This window comes from Aeromonas molluscorum (assembly GCF_051376105.1).
Taxonomy (GTDB): domain Bacteria; phylum Pseudomonadota; class Gammaproteobacteria; order Enterobacterales; family Aeromonadaceae; genus Aeromonas; species Aeromonas molluscorum.
In genome coordinates this window covers 1,675,365-1,693,978 of record NZ_JBPQCY010000002.1, presented here as the reverse complement: position 1 = coordinate 1,693,978, position 18,614 = coordinate 1,675,365, and the positions used below count along the sequence as shown (strand labels likewise).

The window sequence follows — 18,614 nt, the reverse complement described above, 5'->3', positions numbered from 1 at the left end:
TCTCATGCAAGGAAAAAACCGACAACCAGGCTCCAACGAAGCCCGGCATCATGGCTATTTTTTACCGAAACCGGACTGTTTCAGAGTATGGCCGCTGCTGTTGTGCCAGGCATCCAGACCACTGCGATTATTGCCTGCCACCAGACTGGCAGCCAGACTCGGGCTATTGAACAGCTGGTCCTGGGTGAAGAGGAAACCCTGCTCCTGTGGGGCAAGCACCCCCTTGGCGAGCAGCTCTTCACGCAGCTCGATCACCGCCTCGCGCAGGGAGGCCGCATCCACGCCATTGGCCGTGGAGCCCGCCAATACCAGGAAACCCGGATTTTGCCGCTTGCCGACCGGGTAACCATGCGCTTGTGCCCCCTTGCCGCTGAAATGATAGATTTCCCGCTCGCCCGGCTTGGTATCTGCCAGGGCTTTTTGCAGTGTCATCAACTCGTTATAGATGTCGATGGGCACCACAGCCGCTTGCTTGTTGCCCTTGCCATCGACGATAAAATTGACCTGCTTATGTAACATCCTTGCCATCCTCTAAGCCACGATGCCCTATTCTAACCAGCTCTGCCGGATAGGATCCAGACAGGATCCTGTTCCGTTTTGCTGCCCGGATCACGCCTTGCTCAAGACGAGCGCCACCCCCTTGGCCTATAGTGGCCCCAGACTCGGATAAAGAGCCGCCGAGTCAGCGGGTCCGAGCAGAGTAACACGCCAGGGCTCACGCAGACCCACCCGCAACGAGAGCTAAGGAGGCCAGCCTGTTAAGACTTGTTAAGGTCCACAAAGGGTTCGATGGCGAGGAAGGACGACAACCCCTGCTGCACGGCCTGGATTTTTGTCTGATGCCGGGGGAGATCTGTCTGCTGCTCGGCCAGAGTGGCTGCGGCAAATCGACCCTGCTCAACCTGCTCGCCGGCCTTATCGCGCCAGATAGCGGCGAGATCTGGCTCGGCGATACCCGGCTCGATCGGCTGCCCCCCAGCGAGCTGGCGCGACTGCGAGGCCGCGAATTTGGCATCGTCTATCAGGATTTCAACCTGCTGCCGACCCTGACCGTGGCCGAAAACCTGCGTCTACCCAAGGAGATCAACGGTCAGCCCCAGGATGAGGCGGCGCTGACGCTGTTGCTCGACGAGCTGGGCCTTGGCGCCAAACGCCATGCCTGGCCCGAGCAACTCTCCGGCGGCCAGCGACAGCGGGTGGCGCTGGGCCGGGCACTGATCCACCATCCCTCCTGGTTACTGGCCGATGAACCCACCGGCAGTCTGGATGAGGAGAACGCCGAGCAGATGATGACGCTCATGGTCACGGCGGTACGCGAACGCGGCACCGGGCTGCTGCTGGTGAGCCACAATCCCGCCTACGCGGCCCTCGCCGACCGGGTGCTGCGCCTGAGCGCGGGCCGTTTGCAACCCTTCGAGCGCCAGCAACCCCAACCTGCATCGCCATGCTGAATCTTGTCTCTTCACGGCCGCATAGCCTCCGCCATTCCTGGCTGCTGCGGATAAACTTCAGCGACCCGTTACCCACAGGCGCCTGGCCATGGCGAGAGAAGAAGCCATGCTGATCCTGCTCTCTTTGCTGCGGCTTTATCGCCGCCACCCCTGGCTGCTGTTGATGAGCCTGTGTGGCCTGCTGCTCGGCAGCGCCCTTGTGGTCGCCATCGACCTGCTCAACCAGAGCGCGCGCAGCAACTTCCTCGCAGCCCGCAGCCAGCTCGCGGGCGAGGCCAATTACCGGGTCTCTTCCCCGCCCGGCGCCCTGCTCGATGAGGCCCTCTACGTCAAACTGGTGCGCAGTCTCTCCGGGCTCGACGCCATGCCCCAAACCCGCGACTGGCTCAAGGATGAGCAAGGTCGCAGCCTGCAACTGCTCGGCATGGACTTGTTCAATCCGGGGCCGCTGCGCGCCCTCTTCTCGCCCCAGGGCCAGGCTCAGCCGCAGCCCGACTTCTCCCTAACCCATCAAGGGGAGAACAGCGTCTGGCTGGCCAGCACCGAGGCCAGCCGCCTGGGCTGGCAGATCGGCGAGACGCGCCGTTTTGACCCCTTTGACGAGGGGAAACCGCCACTGCCCCTCACCCTGGCAGGCACCTTTGCCCCCGGCGCACTCCCCATGGAGCAGCTGCTCATCACCGACATCGGCATCGCCCAGCAGCTGACCGGCAAGGGGGGCCACCTCGACGCCATCTTGTTCAAACTCGACGCCTCCCAAGCCGCCGCCGTGCGGGCGTTGCTGCCGGATCCCCTCTGGCTTGCTCCCATCAGCCCCGCCCTGGATGCCAGTCAGCTTGGCGATGCCCTTGGCCTCAATCTCAGCGCCCTCTCCCTGCTCGCCATGGCGGTGGGGCTCTTTCTGGTCTTCAACGCCATGAGCTTCGTGCAGAGCGTGCGCCGCCCGCAACTGGCCCAGTTGCTGATGCTGGGGGCGACCCCCTATCGGCTGCTGCGACTGCTTGCCCTTGAGCTGCTGCTGATAGCATTGGTCGGCACCGGCCTTGGCATAGGGCTGGGCATACTCCTGGCCGACGCACTGATGGGGCAGGTCTCCCGGAGCCTGGCCAGCCTCTACGGCCCCAACCCCATCGAGCTGCTGCGTCTCTCTCCCTGGGTGCCCCTCAAGGCGGCGGGCATCGGTATGGGTGGCGCCCTGCTCGCCGCCCTCCCTGGCTGGTGGCAACTGCTGCGCCAGCCAGCGCTGACCTTGCGCGACAGCCCCCCGCAACCCGCTCGCCATACTCGCTGGCGCCGCACCACGGCCTCGGGGTTACTGTTGCTGTGCGGGCTCTGCGCCGTCTGGCCTGCAACGGGCCTTCTCGGCGCGCTGTTGATGGCGGCGGCCTGGTTGCTGGCCATGGCCCTCTGGCTGCCCGAGGGGCTGCGCTGGCTGCTTGCGCTCATCAGCCATCGCGCCAACCATCGCTCCCCCCCCTGGCCTCTTGCCCTACGTCTGGCCCTGGCCGAGACCCGCTATCACCTGAACCGCACCGCCATCGCCCTGATGGCCCTGCAACTGGCCATTGCCGCCGCCATCGGCATCGGGGTCATGGTGTCGAGCTTTCGCACCAGCGTGGAGCTCTGGCTCGGCCAGCGGCTGGTGGCGGATCTCTATGTCAGTCCCCCCGCCCGGGGCCCGGGAGAGCGCGGCTGGTTTGATGCAGATGAACTGGCCCGCATTCAGGCCCTGCCCGAGCTGGCTCAGTTATCCCGGCGCAGCACCAACCAGGCCCACATCGGCAGCCAGGCTATCGAGTGGGTGGAGATGGACCTGATCCCTCCCATCAGGCAAGCCTATCCCCTGCTGGCGGGCAGCTGGCCCACAAAGGCACATCAGGTACTGGCCAGCGAGCCCTTCGCCAACCACTTTGCCGCCAGCCTCGGCGAGCGGTTGCGAGTCGACACCCCAAGCGGGCCCAGGATGGTGCAGATAAGCGGCATCTATCGCGACTACAGCAGTGACAAGGGCCAACTGCTGCTCCCCTTCGAGCAGGGCCAGGTGCAATCCCTGGCGCTGTTCAGCGCCCAGCCTGATGCCCTTAGCCAGCAGCTGCGCATCCTGGCCCCCGGCGCCAACCTGGTGGCCGCTCCCGCCATTCACCGGGCCGCGCTCAAGGTGTTTGATCAGACCTTTGTGGTGACCGAACTGCTCAAGTTGCTGATCCTGGGGATCGCCTTTATTGGTATCGCCTCTGCCCTCATGGTGTTGGGGCTGGCGCGCGCTCGCGAGTTCCACACCCTGCAAAGCCTGGGTTTCACCGCCGCCCGCTGCCGCCGTTTGCTCATCTTGCAAGGGGCGGGCCTTGGCCTGCTCACCGCCCTGCTGGCGCTGCCGGTGGGCTATGGCCTGGCCTGGATCTTGATTGAGGTGGTCAACCCCCGCGCCTTTGGCTGGACCTTGCGCTTCGAGCCCGCCCCCCTGCACGCCGCCACCGCCCTGCTGATGGCACCGCTTACCTCAGCCCTGGCCGCCTGGCTGGCAGCAAGGAAGGCCATATGAACAACTCCCTCGGCGCAGGCCGACTCATCGCGGGTGGCAAAGAAGGCCATATGAACAACTCCCTCGGCGCAGGCCGACTCATCGCGGGCGGCAAGGAAGGCCATATGAACAACTCCCTCGGCGCAGGCCGACTCATCGCGGGTGGCAAGGAAGACCATATGAACAAGTCCCTCGGTGCAGGCCGACTCATCGCGGGTGGCAAGGAAGGCCATATGAACCAGCCTCTACTCATCGCACTCACAGACGGCAGGAGAGCCCTATGAATCAGCCCCGCAGGCTAATGACACCCGCTGGCGGCGAGAAGAGCCAACTGCCCAAGACCCGCCAGGCACAGCCGCTGGCAGGGCTCATAAAATCGGTGAGCAAGCGGCTTGGCTCAGCCCTGATGGCGCTCTGGCTGGGGTCATTGGCCCCAAGCCCCGTCCGGGCCGATCCGTTAAGGGAGGTGCTCGGCGCACAAGAGGATGGCGCGCTCAAAGTCAAACCGGGGGATAGCGTGCAACTGCCCCGGGATCACGGCGCCCACCCCGACTACCGCTCCGAGTGGTGGTATCTCACCGGCCACCTCAAAGATGAACAGGGGCGCGAATATGGCCTGCAATGGACGCTGTTTCGCCGCGGCATCTCGCGCCAAACCATGTCAGTCAACAGCGGGGGGGCCAGCAGCAACCCCTGGCTCAGCCCCCAACTCTGGCTCGCGCAGTTTGCCATTACGGATCTGGCCACTGGCCGCCATCGGCAAGATGAGCGCAGCAGCCGTCAGGGGCCGGGGCTCGCGGGCGCCAGCAAGGGGGAGTATTGGCTCAGGGAGTGGTCGCTGCGCTCCCCCGCGGCCACCCGAGGGGCCGATCTCTTTCCGGCAACCCTCAGGGTCGATAGCAAGATTGGCCAGCTCGCATTGCAGGTCAGCGCCTTCAAACCCCTGGTATTGCAGGGCAAAGAGGGCTACAGCGAAAAAAGCCCGGGCAACGCCTCCCTCTACTACTCCTACCCCCGACTGGCGCTGACCGGCACCCTGACCCTCGATGGAGAGGCTCGCATCGTGACGGGGCAAGGCTGGTTTGATCACGAATGGAGCAGCTCGGTATTGGCCCAGTGGCAATCGGGCTGGGACTGGTTCTCGCTGCAACTTGCCGATGGTCGCGAGCTGATGCTGTTTCGCCTGCGCACCAAAGCGGGCCGCCCCGAGCCCGAGAACCGCTATGGCATACTGATTGAGCGGGACGGCAGCAGCCGGGTGCTCTCCCCCGAATCCATCGTCCTCACCCCCGGTAAAACCTGGCGAGGCCCCAAGGGGCATGACTACCCCGTCGAGTGGCAACTTAAGGCCGCCGATCTGAACCTCGTTATCAAGGCGCGCCAACCCAATCAGGCCATGACCGGCCGCTTTGACTACTGGGAGGGGGCTGTCACTGTGGGGGGAGATGCCAAGGGGCTGGGCTATCTGGAGATGACGGGGTATTGAGACCTTGAAATCTGATCGGCTTCAAAGAATCATTTAAATTCTATACCTTGGGTTAAATTTCACTCAACAGGCTGACGAGTACTTGATACCATTTCCAACTGGGCCCTTTATAGCTTTATTAAATCTTATTTTTGCCATTGGCTTGCAAAAATTAGGAAAAGTTTGCGCAAGCCCGACTGCGTTTCACTCATCGAATCTACTGGGCTCAGCTTTATATGAGGTTCTGGGGTTTTAAATATATAAACAACCTAATGCAATATGCCTTACTCTCCACTTTTAATATTTTACCATGTGAGAATATATGATTGACTTAGATAAGGTTTACTTTAATAGCAAAGCAGTAGGTAAGTTATCTTCTCAAAACCTGATTGAATTAAAAGATATATTGCATAACATAGACAAAGAGAAAAGTAAGTTACAAGAAAGCTTTTTCGATATAACCAGAAAGATTGAGAGCATAGAATCCAGTCTAGTATGGATTGATTGGTTTCCAGCTAGGCTTTTCTTTAAAAGAAACATGTCATCAAAAAAAGAAGCCTTATTTACTCTAAGAGAAAAATCAAAGAAATTAGATTGCGAAATTAAAAATCACCAACTGAGACTTGAAATAAAAATATCAGATAAGCTTGAAAGCATATTTGGTTCACTAGGTTATCAGTTCAATAACTTAGCATCTATAGATAAAGCGTGGGATGTCACAACGTCTAGAAGGACTGATCGAGTCGTTGAAAGAACGGCAGCCGATAATGTTATAGAGAGAAAGGAAGTGAGGTTAACTCTATCAGATAGCTCAAAAATACTCTGTGACTATCAGGCGCTTAACTTCGGAAATGCCAATGGTGATGACTTACATATCTATCCACAATTTATACTTATGGAAAGCAGCCATGATATTGCTCTAATTGACATACAACATGTGACTATCGATTTCTCATTTGTAAATTTCATTGAGAGTGAAAAAGTGCCTCTAGATTCAAATATAGTTGATTATGCATGGGAAAAATCTAATAAAGATGGAAGCAGAGATAAGCGTTTCACTGACAACTATCAAATCCCTATTGTTCGTTATGGTGAACTTCACCTTAAATCTAAATCAGGTTTGAATGAGGTATACATGTTCAGTAAACCTGAATCTGCCATGACCTTCAAGAAACTATTCGATGAGTATAAATCAGCCTTAATGAAAGATGATGTTTAAGGTTTAGGTGCAGAGCTGTAGATGATAATAACGAAGCGTATTCTGGCGATCATGGATTTAATAATCAAACCATCATCTCCCCGTTAGGCTCCGCAGCCATCTGACTGGACAAAAACGCCAACGACTGGCGGTTAAAGTGCTCCGGCTGCTCCACGTTGCAGACATGGCCGCAGGCTTCAATGATCTCGAGTTGGCTGTAGGGGTCGCGGGCCACCTGCTCGCGCACCGGGGCGAGGAACATGTGATCCTCCTCCCCCATCAGGTAGAGGGTCGGGATCGCCAGGGCGCGCTCGCGAAAATAACGCATAAGAGGGTTCACCTCGGCGGCGAGGCGGAACCAGCGTTTGAACTCCTTCTGGCACAGCTTGCGCGCCTCGCGCACGAACAGGTTGCGGGACTCCTGATGGTGCTGGCGCGGCATGATGATGAAGGCGAACAAGCGGTAGAGCCACATGTAGGGCAGGATGTGCTGGCCGACCCGGCCGAGCTGCACCAGCACCCGGGAGCGAATGTCGAGGCGCAGTATGGCGCCGCCGAGCACCATGCTCTTGACCCGCTCGGGGCCGATCTCCGCCAGATGGCGAATGAGGATGGTGCCAAGGGAGATGCCGACAAAGTGGGCGGAGGGAATGCGCAGGTGATCGAGCAGGCGCAGTATGTCTTCGGTCACGGCTCTAAAGCTGTATTGACCCTTTACCACTTGCTGCAACTGGTGGGATTGGCCATGGCCGCGCAGGTCAAGCAGCAGCACATTGAAGTGCGCCCGATACGCTTTGAGCTGCTTGAACCAGATATTGGAGCTGCCACCGGCGCCGTGCACGAATACGACCCAGTCATGTTCGGGGCCCAGTTCAAAGGTCTTGTGATACAACATCTGACGTGGCCTCTCGCGCTGGTTATACTGGCGCGCATCTTATCAGATCTGCTCGCGCGGGGAAGCCTCACCCCGCGCAGGCCTCACCGGAGCCCGATATGAATCTGACCACCCTGAGAGACTTCCTGCTGAGCCTGCCCGGCACTCAGGAGGACACCCCCTTCGGCCCGGAGATCCTGGTCTATCGTATCGCGGGCAAGATGTATGCCCTGGTCAACTGGCAGGCCGAACCTCTCTCCATCAACTTGAAATGCGCGCCTGAGCTCGCGCTCTTGCTGCGCGAGATCCACCCGCAAGTCAAACCCGGCTGGCACATGAACAAGCAGCACTGGAATACGGTGACCCTGGACAGTCAGCTGGACGAGGCGCTCTGGCAGGGCTGGATCCTGCACTCCTATGAGCGGGTCATCGCCGGGCTGCCCAAGGCCAAGCGGCCCCAGGCGGTGAAACCATGACGGCATCGCAACCATCATCAGGCAGCCAAGAGGCAGATATCCTGCACTGCGTGCCACTTTGCACCGCCCACATCCCGCGCCTCGCAGCGCTGTTCGAGCGCACTGTGCGCGAGCTTGGCCCCGAGCACTACAGCCCGGAGCAGGTTGAGCAGTGGGCGCGGGGGGGACAGCATCCGGGCTTTGCCGACCAGTTGCAGATGCATTACGGCTGGGTGCTGGCGCAGGGTGACGCGCTGCTTGGCTTCATTACCTTGAGCCCGGATGGCCATCTCGGCCTGCTCTATGTGGCGCCTGAGCTGAGCAGGCAGGGGCTGGCCAGCCTGCTCATCCGCCGCCTGGTACAAGAGGCCAGGGCCTTGGGTCTGACCTGGATCGACACCGAGGCGAGCCTGTTCAGCTACCCGCTGTTCCTGCGCCACGGTTTTGAGCTGGACGGATTGGAGCAGGTAAGCCGGGGCGGCGTCAGCTTCACCCGCCATCGCCTGCACTTGAACTTACAGTGATGAACTTGCGCGGACGAGCTTGCCAAGCTGAGCCTGACCACTAAAATACGCCCTGATTTTTTCGATGAGGTAGAGACCCCATGGTGGTTGAGAGTGATGGTTATATAGCGCTGATTGAGTATTTAGTTGAACGGCTCAACCTGTTCGAGAGCCACCAGCAGGGGCATGGGAGCCTGACCATAGAGGATCTGGTCAGCGAGCGAGTCGCCAGCAGCCTGATGGCGCTGTGCGAGCAGAACCCCCAGCTCGATGCCGAATTGCGGTTCGTGATGATGCAGGAGGCCGATGCCGTGGTCGCCGATCTGGAAGAGGTGCTCTCTGCCGTCTGGTTGCAGGCCCCGACCGAGCCGCAACTTGCTTTCTTGAACGAATTTATTGATCTCATCAAGAACCTGTTCGACAGCGCCATCAACTGACCCCGACGCGCTGAGGGGGTCACATGTCAGGGAATCTCTCATCTCCCTTCGCCCCTTACCCAAGGAGGCTTGACCGATACATGCTTCACAAGACATTGATTGATCAGCAGAAATGAGAAGGGCCGCCCCTGGAGGGCGGCCCTGCTTGCTATCATGGTTGGGAGGCTCATCATGTGTCTGGCATCGCGGCCATCCTTGGCTGCTATCTAGTTAGTCCACTGCCCTGCTCGCAAGTTCCTTCTTTTCTGCACTTTATTTCAACTTTTTTGCAACCCCTGACAACAAGTTCCGAAAGGAAACAATCGGCTCGTTAGCGCGCCAAGCTTGGCGGCAGGCAGACACCTATGCCACCGAGGCCGCAATAGCCTTCCGGATTTTTATGCAGATATTGCTGATGATAATCCTCGGCATAGTAGTAAGGGGCCAGGGGCACTATCTGGGTGGTGATGGTGCGCGTATCACCGCTTGCCACCATGGCATCCTGATAGGCGGACAGGCTCGCCTCGGCCAGAGCCTTTTGCTGCTCATCGGCATAGAAGATGACGGATCTATACTGGCTGCCCACATCCCCGCCCTGGCGCATGCCCTGGGCCGGATCATGATGCTCCCAGAACAGACGCAGCAGATCCTGATAGCTTATCTGCGCCGGATCGAACACCAGTTGCACCGTCTCGGCATGACCGGTCTGGCCGCTGCACACCTCTTTGTAGGTCGGGTTGGGGGTATGCCCCCCCTGATAGCCGGCCGTGCTCGAATAAATGCCTGGCTGCTGCCAAAACAGACGCTCGACACCCCAAAAGCAACCCATGCCAAACCAGGCCTGCGCCAGACCCTGGGGCCAGGGGCCTTGGGTCGGGTGACCATTGACCGCGTGCACCTGACCAATCACCATGGCTTCATCGCGGCCCGGCAGGGCCTGATCGGCTGACAACATCTGTTCCATCTGTTCATCCTTAAATAGCGAGGCAGGCCCGCGCCGCTGGCACGTCGCCCGTCCCTGACATCGGCAAGAGCTGTGAAGATAAGGAGTTTGCCCGTTTGGATCAACCGCCCTCGCCTCCATGGCCACTCTCCTTGGCGCCCATCCTGCTCCTCTCATCTCATGTCCCCAGACTCGGCCCCGCCCCTGTACGGGCAATAAATCGCGCCAAATCAATATTTAGTCTTGATTTGTGAATTTATTTTCATATATTGGGCCCATTACTGTTTTTTTATGGATGTATCTCGAGTGCGCGAACGTGAACCCAGCCTGGTCCATGCCTTTCGGCAATCCACCCCCTATGTCAACGTACACAGGGGTGCCACCTTTGTGCTCATGATGGGCGGCGAGTCGGTCGCTCATCCCAACTTTGCCAACATTGTCAGTGACATCGCCCTGTTGCAGACCCTCGGGATCCGCCTCGTGCTGGTATTCGGTGCCCGCCCCCAGAATGATGAGGCCCTGGCCCGCGCCAACATAGAGGCCCAGTACCACAAGCGGATCAGGGTCACGGACGATCAGAGCTTCGCCCTCATCAAGCAAGTCAGTGGCGGTATGCAGTTCGACATCACCGCCAAACTCTCCATGGGCTTGGCCAACACCCCCATGCAGGGCGCCCGGATAAGCGTGGTGAGTGGCAACTTCGTCACGGCCCAGCCGCTGGGGGTCGATGACGGGGTCGACTACTGCCACAGTGGCCGGGTGCGCCGCATCGATGTGGAGGGGATCGTTCGCCAACTCGATCAACAGAACCTGGTACTCATCTCCCCCATCGGCTGTTCGGTCACCGGCGAGAGCTTCAATCTCACCTCCGAAGAGGTGGCCCGCCGCATCGCCGTGGATCTCAAAGCCGACAAGCTGATCTGTTTCAGCTCAAGCCAGGGGGTCATGGACCGCCATGGCCAAGCGGTCTCCGAGCTCTTCCCCGAGCAGGCTGAGGAGTACCTGATTGAGCTGGAGCAGGCGGGTGAGGAGATGTCCGGCACGGCTCGCTATCTGAGAGCGGCCATCGCCTCCTGTCGCGGCGGAGTGCCCCGCTCTCACCTGGTCAGCTACCAGGAAGATGGCGCCATGCTGCAGGAGCTGTTCAGTCGCGAGGGTCTTGGCACCCAGATAGTTCGCGAGAGCGCCGAGCAGGCCCGCGCCGCCACCATAGAGGACATTGGCGGCATTCTGGACCTCATACGCCCGCTGGAAGAGGACGGGATCCTGGTGCGTCGCTCCCGCGAGCAGCTGGAGATGGAGATCGACAAGTTCACCATCATAGAGCGTGACGGCCTCATCATCGGCTGCGCCGCCCTCTACTGCTTCATGGAAGAGGCCATGGCCGAGATGGCCTGTGTGGCCATTCATCCCGAGTATCGCAACTCCAACCGGGGGGATCAGCTGGTCGCCAAGGTGGCTGAACGTGCCAAGCGCCTCGGCATCCGCCAGCTGTTCGTGCTGACCACCCGCTCCATCCACTGGTTTCGGGAGCGCGGTTTCGAGCCTCTGGAGGTCGAGGCCCTGCCGGTGGAGCGTCAGCGGCTCTACAACTGGCAGCGTCGTTCCAAGGTTTTGTCGAAGACTATTTTTTAAGCTGTTGATTTTGTGCTGCCTTCGACAGGAGATTGAACTTTTTTCGAAACTCGATTGACAGTGCAATCCAACGCGGGTTATTTCTAATTGCACTCCATCCCCAGCGGATGGAGCCAGAAGAGGAGCGTTGCCCAGGTAGATCGGAGCAGGACACCAGCGTCCTATGATGCCGATTGAGGGGGAGCAGCGCCGAGATGGTGCAGGAGACTGGTCTCCTCATCATCGGCTACGGGGGCTGAATCCCCCGGGTTGTCATCGGTAGTGTCTATCCAATACCCGCGCCAGACTCTGGTCGGGTACTGGATGGGTTCTACAGGTGGAGCGCTTCTGGCCGGGATCCTTTGCTATTCCTGCCATTTTCTGCCCTCCCCTGTCTATTTCCCCCACGGATCCGGATTTTTGATATTTAGACAGGAGCATGCAATGAACCCTTTCAATGTCGCCAAGTTTGGCGGAACCAGCGTCGCCAATGCCGCCGCCATGAACAACTGCGCCAACATAGTGCTGGCCAACCCGGCAACCCGCTTGGTGGTGCTGAGTGCCAGCTCTGGCGTGACCAACCTGCTGGTCGCCCTGGCCCAGGGCGAGCTCGATGAAGGGGAGCGCGAGGCGCAACTCGGCAAATTGGCCGACATTCAGCAGAGCATATTGCAAGACCTCGGCCAGCCGAGCGAAGCCTCTGCCATCATCCATGGCCTGCTCGGCGACATTCGCAAGATGGCGCTGCAAGCCACCCAGCAGACAGATGCAGAATTGGCCGATCGTCTCATCGCCTGCGGCGAACTCATGTCAACCCGCCTCTTTACCGAGCTATTGTGCCAGCGCGGCGTCAAGGCCCAGTGGCAGGATGCACGCCAACTGCTGCGCACCGACAGCCGCTTTGGCAAGGCAAGCGTTGATCTTGGCGCGAGTCGCGTTCTGTGCCAGCAAGCGCTGGCGCCCCTGCTCGGCGACACCCTGATCATCACCCAGGGCTTTATCGGCGCCGACGGCGATGGCCGCACCACCACCCTCGGCCGGGGCGGCTCGGACTACAGCGCAGCCCTCTTTGCCGAGGCCCTGGACGCCGCCACCATCGAGATCTGGACCGATGTACCCGGCATCTACACCACGGATCCGCGTCTGGTGACCCGCGCTCGTCCCATTCCCGAGATAAGCTTCTCGGAGGCGGCCGAGATGGCGACCTTCGGCGCCAAGGTACTGCACCCCTCCACCCTGCAGCCTGCGGTGCGCCAGGACATTCCGGTGTTTGTCGGCTCGAGCAAGGATCCCCAGGCCGGTGGCACCTGGATCCGCGCCAGCACCCAGAGCAGCCCGCTGTTTCGCGCCGTGGCCCTGCGCCGCCAGCAGGTGCTGGTGACCCTGCACAGCCTCAACATGTTCCACGCCTACGGCTTCCTGGCCGAGGTGTTCGGCATACTCGCCCGTCACCGCATCTCGGTGGATCTCATCACCACCTCGGAGGTGAGCGTGTCGCTCACCCTGGATCACACCGGCAGCCAGAGCAACGGCGAGCCTGTGCTCGGCGACAAGGTATTGGCCGAGCTAGGTCAGCTGTGCAAGGTGAAGGTAGAGACGGGACTCGCCCTGGTGGCCCTCATCGGCAATCGGATGAGCGAGGCAACCGGGGTCGGCAGCCGGGTGTTCGACGCCATGCGCGATCACAATATTCGCATGATCTGTTACGGCGCCAGTGCCCATAACCTCTGCTTCCTGGTCAACGAGGGCGAGGCAAACCAGATAGTGAATCGCCTGCACCAGGAGCTGCTCGACTGAGCCACCTAGGCTTGACGACAACAAGGGCGCCATCAGGCGCCCTTGTTGTTTGTGGCCAGCGCCTCAGATGGGCGGTGTCACGCTGTGACTCACACCCGCTCAGGGGCGAGCTGCCAGCCCTTGGCCTGCTCGCGCTGGCTCGCCAGCAGGGCGAGCAGCTCACTCTGGCTCTGGCTGACCTGAGTGCCCCCGGCAAGCAGCTCCTCATAACAGTGGCCCAGAGCATGCTCCAGCCAATCGAGGCGCTTGAGGGTCAGCAGGGTACAGCTCTGGCCACTGAGGTCGTCTTGGACGTCCAGCCAATGACTGCGGTACATGTCCTTGAGCCAGTTGGCCGCCAGCCCCTCCTCGCTCGCCAGGGCGATGCGCCACTCCTCGCCAAGGGCAGCCAGTCGCGCGAGCACCGCCTCGCAAGCCCCCTCCCGGCCAAGGCGGGCCAACTCCTGTTCGGCCCAGGCCAGAGTCAGGCCGCGCCAGTAGGCAAATTGCGGCAACGGATTGGCGACCCCGAGCCAGAGCCCTGACAGGGTACGGGTCTCGAGCCGCTCCACCACATGAAACTGCGCGTCGCACAGGCCATTGGAGTTGAACTCGAAACGGGGGTCGAAGGGCCACATATAGCCGAAATCGAACACGCTGATCTGCTGGCCGTCATCGAGCAGGTTGCCCGGGCTCGGATCCCAGTCAAACCAGCCCCAGCGCGCCAGTTCGCCCTGCACCGCCAGCATCTGGGCCAGATTGCGTTCATTGAGCTGCTGCACCGGCTCGCCGCGCAACCAGGGGGAGAGCAGTATGCCGGCCCGGGCCGAGCCAAAGCTGGTACAGACCACATTGGCCAAGAGAGTGGGGTGCTGTTCGCGCAGGGCTTCTATCTCCCGTCTGCGCTCCAGCTCGGTGAGAAAGGCGGTCTGACCATCTATGTTGGCCACTCGCGACTCGGGAAGACGGCGCTTGAGGCACCAGTGATGCCCCTCGACCTTGAGGTGGAGTACCTGGGCGGTGAGGCCGCTGTTATGGACCTCGAGTACGGCAGGGTGCCCCTCGTGCAGACTTTGCAACTGCGCGAGGGTCAGAGGGCAATCGCGCTCACGACCGATCTGGATCTCTTCATCACGCTGCAACATCTGCAGCAGTCTCGCCTGACGTCCAACAACCTTAGGATTCATTGCAGCCTCTCCCATCGTTATTGAGAGAGTAGACAGCTCTGTGCTCGGCTCGCCAGCCCCTTGCACTCATGATGCCGCTTTCATCACAGAAAGAGCTGTCGCCAGCGGACCCCGATCACACAAGCGCCATCCAGGCTTCAGCATTAATTCATTTATCTGTCATTAAATTGACAAGCTGGAACAAGCCCAGCACCATCGGGTCAAAATTAACACAAGCCAAGTCTGCCTCGCCACGCTCAAAGGATGAGCCCTTATGTCTTTGTCTCCCCCCGGCCGCCATTCGCCACGGGTTTCCCTGCTGCCAGCCCTGACGCTGGCACTGCTGTTTGTGCTGCTGCTGTTTACCCTGTTGCTGCCAAAGTTAGGTCCGGCCAATCTGCTGAGCCCGGCCGCGCCCTTGATTCTGGGCCCGGCCGACAACCCCATCGCCACCCTGGTGCGCCACTCCCTGCTCTACAAGAGTGATAATCGCGGACTCTATCTGGTGGTGCACAGCCAGTGGCAGCTGAGAAAGCCGCTGCAAGCCGGTGACCGGGTACTGGTCGAGCTGCTCGGCGAGCAGGGGCAGCGCATCGACCAACTGAGCCAGCGGGCCGACAAGAGACAAAAGTGTGGCAAGCAGGGCTGTACTCTCGATATCAACAGCACGCTCAGGGCGCCGGACGATGCCTTGTCTAATCACTATCAGCTGAGGGTCGGCCTGTTGCTGGCGGACAGGGAGGATAGCGGTGAGTTTCGCCAGATCTTGCAACCCCTGCCGGAGCAGGGCTTCAATCTCAGCTACCTGCTGATAAGCCTGGGGCTGGTGCTGCTGATCTGCGCCGCCATCTTGCGCATCTGCCTGCCCTTGCTGCGCAAGAACCTGACATGGCGCCTGCTCGGCTGCCTGCTGCTCGGCAACCTCACCTTCGTGTTGCTCCATGGCTTCGTGGTGTTCCGGGTTGGCGAGTTCCTGCTCTGGTCCGGCTTCAGGCCGGAGCACTATTACCTGGCATGGGGCAGCATGGTATTTGGCTGGGGACTCTGCGCCCTGGCCGGTTTCAATCTCTATATGGGACTGATTTTCACCCTGCTGTGCGCCGTGGGACTGCTCGCCAATTTCATGAAAATTGCCATCTATGGCGTCCCCCTTGGCGGTGACGACCTTGGCAATCTGCTGGCCCTTGCCCGGATCCTGACCGAGCAACACCCTGTGCTGCCCTGGGCGATAGGCCTGGTCCTGATTGGGCTCTGCTGGTATTTCGCCCTGTCGCGTTGGGTGCTGCGCGCCCTGGCCGCCACCGTCGCCTTCTTCGCCCTGTGCGTGTTCGCAACCCAGGCGGGCAACCTGCTGCTCGGTGCCAACATCCGCTACGTGGACAGGGCGGTCAACTATCACAGGGACATCATCCGCTCGGGCCCCGGCCTCTACCTCTTCAATCTGGTCAACGAGATGCTGCAAAGCGGCAATATCTTCCGCTATCCGTTGCAGGCCAATGATCTCACCCCGCAGCTCAGCAAGCTGCCCAATCCAACAGCGCCACGCTGGGATCTGGTGATAGTGCTGCAATACGAATCGCTCTGGCTCGACTGGCAGGCCAACATCTGTGCCCCTGCCCCCACCCTGAACCTGCCCGCCAGCGTGCAGCAGTGGCACAAGACCATCCGCTCCCCCACCACAGGCGGCATGACGGTACTGGCGGAGTTCGAAATGAATACCGGCTTGCCGGTCGGCCTGCTCAAGCAGGGCATAGTGCCTTACTACTACATGCGTGACAGCGTGCCGGGCCTGGCCCAGACCGCCAAAGCGAGCGGCTATCGCACCCTGTTCGCCCACCCCTATACCGAGAAGTTCTGGGGGCGGGAGAAGGCCATTCCTGCGCTTGGCTATGAGGAGCGCTGGTTTGTCGATCGTTTCACCAGCCTGGAGCACAAGGGGCTCTATGTCTCGGACCATGCCCTGGTCAATCATTTGCTCACACGCAGCGAACAAGACAGCCAGCCGCTGTTTGCCTATGCGGTCACCATGCAGGGTCATGGCCCCTTCGATGCGGCCCGCTATCTGGCCCAGGAGCTCGACAAAGCCTGCCCGGACATGAGCCCGGCCCAGCGCCAGCTGCTCAATACCTACTACACCGGGGTGGTCGATGCCATGGCTTCCCTCGAATACCTGCTCAAGGCGCTCGATGGGAGTGACAAGCGTTATCTGGTGCTCGCCTTTGGCGATCATCAGCCCTTCCTGATGTCGGCGAGCAAGGGTATTCATGGCAAGCAAGCCCCCCGGGATGCCAACTACCAGATCCCCATGATGGCCTTCACCCGCAACGATGGCAGCATCGCTCTCGAGCAGCAGTTTGGCGCCGTGCGTCAGCTCTATCAAATGGGTCAGGCGACCCGGTCCCTGCTGGCCGGGGATCTCACGCCGCTGGCCGACAAGCCGCTGCTCCACCCGGTATTGGGGGAAGAGAAGGGGTTCAAGGCCGCCCCCCTGGTGCCGCAGATCCGCGAGAGCTTCCGCCCGGACAGCCTGCCCTGACGACCGGCGCCGTTGCCAAGAGCGAACTCTCACTGCGCGAGTGTGGTTGGGCGCGCCCTCAAACAAGAGGCCGCCCTGTCAGGCGGCCTCTTCATAGGATAAAACGTGCTCAACACCACCAGGGCTCAAGCAGGCGCAACTGCTGGCGGTCAAGGTCCAGCTCGGCCTGAACGCCCAGAGGCAGCGTCAGCATGGGGTGGGTATGGGCACAGTCAAACTCCGCCAAGATGGGGAAGCTCGGCTCGCCAATCACCTCCAGCAGAATGTCGAGGGGGCCCTTGCCGCTCCCCTGATCGTTGAAACCCTCGTGTTTGCCAAGCAATAAAGCGCCAATCCGATTGAAGATGCCGCACAGCTTGAGGTGGGCGAAACTACGCTCCACCGTCTCGGCAGATTTGAGGCTGTCCTCGAGCAACAAGATGTCCCCCTCCTCGATGGCAGGCATATAGGGGGAGCCCCAAATGCCCGCCATGGTATTGAGATTGCCCCCTATCAGCCGACCACGTACCCGACCAGTACCCACCGAGATCAGCTGGTTGGGCCGGCACTGCTTGGCACGGTGCTGGTTTTCCCAATCGAGTCGCTCTTCGCTCCAGAGGGCCGGGGTTGGCAGTAGATAGGGCAAGGAGGAAGTTTGCGCACCGCAGATCGCCAGAAACGCCGCCAGCGTCTCGTCCACCAGCGGGGGCAACTCGCCAAAGGAGGCGACCAGGGCCGGGCCATAGAAGGTGACCAGCCCTGTCCTGGCCTGAATACCGAGCAGCAGCGCCGTCACATCCGAGTAACCGATGATTATCTTGGGATCCCGGCGCAGCGCCTCGTAATCGAGATAGGGCAGCAGAGAATTGGAGTTGCTGCCGCCGATGACCGACATGATTGCGCGCACCTGCGGGTCGCGGATCAGCGCATTGAGCTCATCGGCTCTCGCCGCTATGGTGCCGGCGCGCCAGTGATCCCGCTGGCCGGTGAGCGAGCCCGCCTTGAGCAAAAAGCCCTGCCCCTCAAGATACTCCCTGGCACGGGCGAAGCGGGTCGGCGCCCAGACGGTTGCCGCGCTCGAGGGTGAAAAGAAGCCGATGCAGTCGCCACGCTTGAGTCTGGGAGGGAAAATGGGGCTCATCAGATCACGACAGCGGTGCCGCTGACGCTCACCATCAACATGCTGCCGTTCTGACCGACCACTTCATAGTCGAGATCGATGCCGACCACCGCATTGGCGCCAAGGGCGGCGGCGCGCTCCTTGAGCTCGTCGAAGGCGATCTCCCGGGCCCGGGCCAGCTCTTTTTCATAGGCGCCGGAACGTCCGCCTATGATGTCGCGTATGCCGGCAAACAAGTCCTTGAACACGTTGGCGCCGAGGATCGCCTCACCGACGACGATGCCGCGATACTCGCGAATGACCTTGCCTTCCAGGGTAGGGGTAGTTGAGAGGATCATGACGTCTCCTTGTTGAGCTGATTGAGTGGGTGGAATGCGCGCGGCATGAATGCCGCTACAGCCTAACAGGCAATGGTTGACGAGGTAACCCTGTGCCCCCCGAATGAGCGGCAAGAGGGTTATCCAGGTCACACAAAAGCAACCACTTGATTACCCTGTCAAATCTCTATCTATAATCATGCGGCGCCATTGATTGGCCTTCATTCAGATCCTGTCTGCCCGGGTCGCTGGTTCGCGACGCCCCGGCTGGCTTTGTTTC

The 18,614-nt window shown here is 60.4% G+C and carries 17 protein-coding genes and 1 riboswitch; of the genes, 11 read left to right on the top strand and 6 right to left on the bottom strand.

From position 1 onward, the window contains the following. Positions 1-54: 54 nt before the first annotated feature. A complete protein-coding gene (locus tag ACSMDR_RS18335; RefSeq protein ID WP_436469175.1) occupies positions 55-519 on the bottom strand; it encodes a DUF4357 domain-containing protein in 465 nt (154 codons plus the stop codon). Positions 520-755: 236 nt separating this feature from the next. Between ACSMDR_RS18335 and ACSMDR_RS18330 the strand changes: the two genes are divergently transcribed. The 5 genes from ACSMDR_RS18330 to ACSMDR_RS18310 all read left to right on the top strand — a co-directional run bounded on the left by ACSMDR_RS18330 (position 756) and on the right by ACSMDR_RS18310 (position 6,656). Continuing rightward, positions 756-1,451, top strand: coding sequence for an ABC transporter ATP-binding protein (locus tag ACSMDR_RS18330; RefSeq protein ID WP_436469363.1), 696 nt, complete (start codon positions 756-758; stop codon positions 1,449-1,451). Between the two features lie 106 nt (positions 1,452-1,557). Beyond that, the gene (locus tag ACSMDR_RS18325; RefSeq protein WP_436469362.1) at positions 1,558-3,993 is read left to right on the top strand and encodes an ABC transporter permease; all 2,436 of its coding nucleotides are present in this window, start codon (positions 1,558-1,560) and stop codon (positions 3,991-3,993) included. Continuing rightward, positions 3,990-4,256, top strand: coding sequence for a hypothetical protein (locus ACSMDR_RS18320; protein ID WP_436469174.1), 267 nt, complete (start codon positions 3,990-3,992; stop codon positions 4,254-4,256). Before ACSMDR_RS18325 ends, ACSMDR_RS18320 begins: the two co-directional genes overlap by 4 nt. Positions 4,257-4,378: 122 nt before the next feature. Next, positions 4,379-5,458, top strand: coding sequence for a lipocalin-like domain-containing protein (locus ACSMDR_RS18315; RefSeq protein ID WP_436469361.1), 1,080 nt, complete (start codon positions 4,379-4,381; stop codon positions 5,456-5,458). A 301-nt stretch (positions 5,459-5,759) separates the two neighbouring features. After that, a complete protein-coding gene (locus tag ACSMDR_RS18310) occupies positions 5,760-6,656 on the top strand; it encodes a hypothetical protein (protein ID WP_436469173.1) in 897 nt (298 codons plus the stop codon). 64 nt (positions 6,657-6,720) lie between these two features. On the opposite strand, the gene ACSMDR_RS18305 is transcribed toward ACSMDR_RS18310, so the two are convergent. After that, entirely contained in the window at positions 6,721-7,530 is an 810-nt protein-coding gene (locus ACSMDR_RS18305) for an alpha/beta fold hydrolase (protein ID WP_436469172.1), read from the bottom strand. A 98-nt stretch (positions 7,531-7,628) separates the two neighbouring features. On the opposite strand from ACSMDR_RS18305, the gene ACSMDR_RS18300 reads away from it, so the two are divergent. The 3 genes from ACSMDR_RS18300 to ACSMDR_RS18290 all read left to right on the top strand — a co-directional run bounded on the left by ACSMDR_RS18300 (position 7,629) and on the right by ACSMDR_RS18290 (position 8,904). Next, on the top strand, positions 7,629-7,985 hold the full coding sequence (locus tag ACSMDR_RS18300; RefSeq protein WP_436469171.1) for an MmcQ/YjbR family DNA-binding protein: 357 nt from the start codon (positions 7,629-7,631) through the stop codon (positions 7,983-7,985). Then, a complete protein-coding gene (locus ACSMDR_RS18295; RefSeq protein ID WP_436469170.1) occupies positions 7,982-8,488 on the top strand; it encodes a GNAT family N-acetyltransferase in 507 nt (168 codons plus the stop codon). Before ACSMDR_RS18300 ends, ACSMDR_RS18295 begins: the two co-directional genes overlap by 4 nt. Positions 8,489-8,568: 80 nt before the next feature. Beyond that, positions 8,569-8,904 carry a DUF3802 family protein gene (locus ACSMDR_RS18290; RefSeq protein WP_005899008.1) on the top strand — a complete coding sequence of 112 codons (336 nt, stop codon included), beginning with the start codon at positions 8,569-8,571 and terminating at the stop codon, positions 8,902-8,904. 310 nt (positions 8,905-9,214) lie between these two features. Here ACSMDR_RS18290 and msrA read toward each other — a convergent pair whose 3' ends face one another. Continuing rightward, positions 9,215-9,847 carry a peptide-methionine (S)-S-oxide reductase MsrA gene (msrA, locus tag ACSMDR_RS18285; protein WP_436469169.1) on the bottom strand — a complete coding sequence of 211 codons (633 nt, stop codon included), beginning with the start codon at positions 9,845-9,847 and terminating at the stop codon, positions 9,215-9,217. A gap of 285 nt (positions 9,848-10,132) precedes the next feature. Between msrA and argA the strand changes: the two genes are divergently transcribed. Beyond that, a complete protein-coding gene (gene argA, locus ACSMDR_RS18280; RefSeq protein ID WP_005899011.1) occupies positions 10,133-11,461 on the top strand; it encodes an amino-acid N-acetyltransferase in 1,329 nt (442 codons plus the stop codon). Positions 11,462-11,570: 109 nt separating this feature from the next. Next, positions 11,571-11,796: riboswitch (Lysine riboswitch) on the top strand. 88 nt (positions 11,797-11,884) lie between these two features. Then, positions 11,885-13,237: a lysine-sensitive aspartokinase 3 gene (lysC, locus tag ACSMDR_RS18275; RefSeq protein WP_436469168.1), complete on the top strand. Its 1,353-nt coding sequence runs from the start codon at positions 11,885-11,887 to the stop codon at positions 13,235-13,237. Positions 13,238-13,326: 89 nt separating this feature from the next. Here the strand turns inward: lysC and ACSMDR_RS18270 are convergent, their stop codons facing one another. After that, positions 13,327-14,403, bottom strand: coding sequence for a protein kinase family protein (locus tag ACSMDR_RS18270; protein WP_436469167.1), 1,077 nt, complete (start codon positions 14,401-14,403; stop codon positions 13,327-13,329). A 253-nt stretch (positions 14,404-14,656) separates the two neighbouring features. Between ACSMDR_RS18270 and ACSMDR_RS18265 the strand changes: the two genes are divergently transcribed. Continuing rightward, a complete protein-coding gene (locus tag ACSMDR_RS18265; RefSeq protein ID WP_436469166.1) occupies positions 14,657-16,918 on the top strand; it encodes an LTA synthase family protein in 2,262 nt (753 codons plus the stop codon). Positions 16,919-17,027: 109 nt separating this feature from the next. On the opposite strand, the gene ACSMDR_RS18260 is transcribed toward ACSMDR_RS18265, so the two are convergent. Both ACSMDR_RS18260 and ACSMDR_RS18255 read right to left on the bottom strand, forming a co-directional pair. Next, entirely contained in the window at positions 17,028-18,038 is a 1,011-nt protein-coding gene (locus ACSMDR_RS18260) for a S66 family peptidase (RefSeq protein WP_436469165.1), read from the bottom strand. Beyond that, the gene (locus ACSMDR_RS18255) at positions 18,038-18,355 is read right to left on the bottom strand and encodes a heavy metal-binding domain-containing protein (protein WP_005899030.1); all 318 of its coding nucleotides are present in this window, start codon (positions 18,353-18,355) and stop codon (positions 18,038-18,040) included. Before ACSMDR_RS18255 ends, ACSMDR_RS18260 begins: the two co-directional genes overlap by 1 nt. Positions 18,356-18,614 lie beyond the last annotated feature (259 nt).

Coding starts and splice junctions, on each gene's coding strand:
- ACSMDR_RS18335 (WP_436469175.1), bottom strand. CDS start 519: ATGTTACATAAGCAGGTCAATTTTATCGTCGATGGCAAGGGCAACAAG.
- ACSMDR_RS18325 (WP_436469362.1), top strand. CDS start 1,558: ATGCTGATCCTGCTCTCTTTGCTGCGGCTTTATCGCCGCCACCCCTGG.
- ACSMDR_RS18320 (WP_436469174.1), top strand. CDS start 3,990: ATGAACAACTCCCTCGGCGCAGGCCGACTCATCGCGGGTGGCAAAGAA.
- ACSMDR_RS18315 (WP_436469361.1), top strand. CDS start 4,379: ATGGCGCTCTGGCTGGGGTCATTGGCCCCAAGCCCCGTCCGGGCCGAT.
- ACSMDR_RS18310 (WP_436469173.1), top strand. CDS start 5,760: ATGATTGACTTAGATAAGGTTTACTTTAATAGCAAAGCAGTAGGTAAG.
- ACSMDR_RS18305 (WP_436469172.1), bottom strand. CDS start 7,530: ATGTTGTATCACAAGACCTTTGAACTGGGCCCCGAACATGACTGGGTC.
- ACSMDR_RS18300 (WP_436469171.1), top strand. CDS start 7,629: ATGAATCTGACCACCCTGAGAGACTTCCTGCTGAGCCTGCCCGGCACT.
- ACSMDR_RS18295 (WP_436469170.1), top strand. CDS start 7,982: ATGACGGCATCGCAACCATCATCAGGCAGCCAAGAGGCAGATATCCTG.
- ACSMDR_RS18290 (WP_005899008.1), top strand. CDS start 8,569: ATGGTGGTTGAGAGTGATGGTTATATAGCGCTGATTGAGTATTTAGTT.
- msrA (WP_436469169.1), bottom strand. CDS start 9,847: ATGGAACAGATGTTGTCAGCCGATCAGGCCCTGCCGGGCCGCGATGAA.
- lysC (WP_436469168.1), top strand. CDS start 11,885: ATGAACCCTTTCAATGTCGCCAAGTTTGGCGGAACCAGCGTCGCCAAT.
- ACSMDR_RS18270 (WP_436469167.1), bottom strand. CDS start 14,403: ATGAATCCTAAGGTTGTTGGACGTCAGGCGAGACTGCTGCAGATGTTG.
- ACSMDR_RS18265 (WP_436469166.1), top strand. CDS start 14,657: ATGTCTTTGTCTCCCCCCGGCCGCCATTCGCCACGGGTTTCCCTGCTG.
- ACSMDR_RS18260 (WP_436469165.1), bottom strand. CDS start 18,038: ATGAGCCCCATTTTCCCTCCCAGACTCAAGCGTGGCGACTGCATCGGC.
- ACSMDR_RS18255 (WP_005899030.1), bottom strand. CDS start 18,355: ATGATCCTCTCAACTACCCCTACCCTGGAAGGCAAGGTCATTCGCGAG.